Below are 3,612 nucleotides of genomic sequence, written 5' to 3'. Positions count from 1 at the left end.
ATTCTGGGACGGGCCGTCCCTTCAGGCATCAACGTAGCGGTTGTCAACGCAAGCGTTGCCTGAGAAGCCAACAGATTCATCCGTTGGTAGGTCACCAGAGGCGTCTTTCATCTTATGTTGAGGTATGACCCCAGTGTTGGGACACCCCGGATTTGACGAATCTGGAATGGGTCTTGCCTAAACCCTTGCGGCTTGGTCTGCGCCATACTGGGTGCTGGAGGCAAGCAGATTCATTCGCGGCGTGTGCTCTAGAGTGCCGTGCTGTACAGCCTAAAGACCGGGTGTCTTGGCGACAGTCTCCTGTAAACCTTCCGCGCCGGACGATCGTGTACAAGCTGCTCTCGGTAAATTCGCTATGCATCACGGTGCACTGAAAGCCTCTTCGGAATGAGTTGAGACCTTGGGCTGGCAGAGCCGTGACGGGGCCATACCCGCCAGCGTTGTGTTCCAGCGATCAACGACTGGTCTACCTGAACTGCACGGCACCACCTGAACTGGGATGCGGGCGTCCAGCAATACCCGCTGCATGACCTGTCCGAGCGCGCCAGCCGTGGAGGGGTTCTGGCCGTGCAGGCCTATCACAATCAGTTCTATGTTCAGCTGGTCGGCCACGGTCAGGATGGTCAGCGCGACCCTCTCTTCAAGCCTGACTCCGTCTTCCAAACAGTCAGCTGTAGAAGGGTGGCCCTTGACTTCGCTTCTGACAGGAACAATCAGGCGATTCGGCGGATGGCGCGCCAGCAGGCTGAGTTTCTGGAGAAGCGCACGCGCCGCGTCCAGATCCGGGGGTTTGAAGTCCGGATGTTCGAGAACGTGCAGCAGGGTCACCGTTCCACCGATGGCCCGCGCCACGTCACAGGCGTGCTGTACTGCGGAGCGGCTACAGACGCTGAAATCTACTGCAACAAGCATTTGGCGTAACACAGGCAATGGGCCTCCTCTTTTCCTGTGGCCAGCCTGCCCTGTGGGCCTTACGGACCCGTTACCGGCGAACCGCCTTTGCCTGTCGAGTTGGGCACACCTATGTACAGCACGTTTTTTCTCAGGGTAAAGCCCAGGGTCCGGGCCGCTTGCGCGAGCAGCGCCCGTTCGTGGGCCGTCCAGATGCCGACGCGCGGCGGACGAGAGACGGCCAGCACCGCTTCCAGAGTGCCGATCCGGCCCACAATCGGCACCGCACCTGCGGAGGTCGGCTTGGTGTCCGGTTCAGCAGCCATCAGGAGCGCGATGTTCTCGGCGTACTGTGCCTCACCGGTCTGTACGACCTGACGGCAGAGTGCCACCGCGTCCAGAGGCAGCGCTCCGATTTGCAGCAGCGGATGAAATTCAGGGGGGATCTCGCCCCAGACCCGGCTGACGCGCAGCACGCCCTCATCGATCAGGAAGATGAAGAGTGACTCCAGTTGCATGGTGGTGCCCAGAGCCTCAAGGGTCAGGTGCGCCACTTCATCGAGCGTCTCAGCAGGTTGAAGCGCGTCGGCCAGTTGAAGTCCCAACTGGGCGCGTCCCAGTGAATCATGGACTTCATTCCTGTCCAGCTCGAAATCAGACAGCAGAGTGCCAATCGTGCCCTGCGCCAGATGCCGTGTACAGTGGTTGTGGGTGCCGCTCTGGTGCGCACATATCGATTCACCAGCCTTGAGACGTTCAGCCAGGGCCGTGGTTTCCAGCATGGGCGTGTCTGAGAAGTCGTCCCGCAGATACTTGACGAAGCGGCGATAATGCTCGATGGCGGCATAGTGACTTTCGACACTTGCCAGGCGGATCATCAAGTCCTGATGGTGGTTTTCCCCAATCAGTGGATCGGTTCGCAGCGCTTCTGTCAGATGCCGGATCGCCAACTCGCAGTCCCCAGCCTGACAGTGCAACTTCGACAGTTCCAGCGTGGCCCGTACGTAACTGCCCTTGTATTCTTCACGGGCGGTGCTGGCCCACTCTGCGTGTATGTCGGGAAGGTATTCACCGCCGTACAGGTTGACGGCCTGCTGGAGAGCGTCACGGGTCACCTGAGTTCCGGTGGTCAGACCCCTGTCAGTGCCTTGAGCGTCGTGCAGCGCGACTTGCATGGCATACACGTCGCTGGTCGCCAGCACCTCCGGACTCAGCCGGTAGCGTTCGTACTCCTTGACCACCGAATCAAGATGTCCCAAGGCCGCCCGCACCCGGTGCAGCGCGACCCGGAAGCGGTTGTTGCTGGCGACCGTTTCGTTTTCTTCGTCGGGCCAGAGGGCCAGAACCACGTCATGCTGATTGCGCCCCTCTGGAAACGAGAGGAGGTAAAAAAAGAGCTCACGGGCACTGGCAGCGTGCCAAACGACGTCTCTTCCATTTAAAGTGATACGGGCCTGGCCGAATGTCACGATCTTGAGCTCATGCATGCGGTCTCCTGTAGAGTCGAGAAAGAACGTGCACAGCGGCTTTCACGCCGTTCCACTTGCAGTGTACTTTCTGCCCATCCGTATTGAACACGGTTCTGACCAAGAGCACATCACTGTTGGGTCGCGATAGCTGTAACCTGGATGCTTCCGATATCGCGGTTTTTCCGCTGATTCCATGTACGGAGTAGGGCTACCCCCAGCGCTTTGGCCCGCGCACTGTTGGTCTGGGCGCGTTTGGCCTCCCAGATGAAGTGGCTGGGCAAGAACACATCGGCCTTGCCCAAGTCGCTGGAGCCGGTCTTATGAATCCTGGCCTGATAGGTCAGGCCTGCGGGGCACCGGGCTACCCTGGCGCGTGCCCACCCACCAGCAAGGCGACGTCGGCGTAATGCTCCTGATTAGACCTGTTCTTCCGTGACTTCATGTACCCGGGTAAACGGAATCAAGAAAGAGATTCTCCTGCCAGCCAGAGCGGGGCCAACGAACGATCGTCCGGTAATTGACAGGCGGTGTTCGGCTTTCGTCCTTCCTCAATCAAGCTCGGGGCTGCTCACCCTCCGGAGCAGACCAGACCCGGATGGCTGTAGTCCGATAATTGCGCACACAACGTTGTCGCTCCTTCCTGAGCTCCTGCTCCAATTGCCCGGAGGCAAGCTGAGCAAAGCGGTGATCAAGCTCTCGATTCCACGCCTCAATCACCTGCTTCATCTCACGAAGAGATCTGGAGGGAGGAGACCACATCCAGACACTCTGACTCCCATCCATGAGAAGGCTTTCTCAATTGGCGACATTTGGGCTTATCTCCAGGCCGTCATGTTCAGGCCCTCGTCGCCTCTGTTGTTCCGCCCGCTTGACTTGTTGCTTTTCCTCCCATGAAGCCAGATCAGCCAGGCGTTGATCCAGTTCCTCTCGCCAGGACTGAAAGCGTTTTTTCAGTTCATGGTGGTGTTCGGCAGAGTTGACGGTGGGTAATGGCGTCATGGAACAGTTGAGCGTCTCCTGCTTTTGAGAACATGATCTTTTGTGAAATCTGGGTTCATTCATTGGTGGCGTACCAGCGGTCATCCCGATCACAGAGGTCAGGAGACGGGCGGCTGGAGAATCCTGACAAGATCGCGCAGATCAACCGAAGCCGAGGTGCTGGGGGACCGACAAAAGTCATGTGAAGCCTTGGATGAGGTGCCAGCGGAGTGGGGAACTTCGTCGTCGTGAGGGTTCGGGATCAACGTTTGAG

At 58.7% G+C, this 3,612-nt stretch carries 4 protein-coding genes; all 4 read right to left on the bottom strand.

Features of this window, described 5'->3' with window-relative positions:
• Positions 1-360: 360 nt before the first annotated feature.
• Positions 361-912 carry a universal stress protein gene (locus tag F561_RS28475; RefSeq protein ID WP_083922645.1) on the bottom strand — a complete coding sequence of 184 codons (552 nt, stop codon included), beginning with the start codon at positions 910-912 and terminating at the stop codon, positions 361-363.
• Between the two features lie 59 nt (positions 913-971).
• On the bottom strand, positions 972-2,378 hold the full coding sequence (locus tag F561_RS27640) for a BTAD domain-containing putative transcriptional regulator (protein ID WP_019012524.1): 1,407 nt from the start codon (positions 2,376-2,378) through the stop codon (positions 972-974).
• Positions 2,379-2,488: 110 nt separating this feature from the next.
• Positions 2,489-2,662 (bottom strand): hypothetical protein, encoded by a 174-nt coding sequence (locus F561_RS29395; RefSeq protein ID WP_019012523.1) that lies wholly within the window; start codon positions 2,660-2,662, stop codon positions 2,489-2,491.
• 493 nt (positions 2,663-3,155) lie between these two features.
• Complete coding sequence (locus F561_RS29390; protein WP_157452167.1) at positions 3,156-3,359, bottom strand: hypothetical protein; 204 nt, start codon at positions 3,357-3,359, stop codon at positions 3,156-3,158.
• Positions 3,360-3,612 lie beyond the last annotated feature (253 nt).

The sequence above is a fragment of the Deinococcus aquatilis DSM 23025 genome, assembly GCF_000378445.1.
In the GTDB taxonomy this organism is placed as follows: Bacteria; Deinococcota; Deinococci; order Deinococcales; family Deinococcaceae; genus Deinococcus; species Deinococcus aquatilis.
Note: the sequence above shows the minus strand (reverse complement) of the source record. Positions and strands in the feature narration are given on the sequence as shown.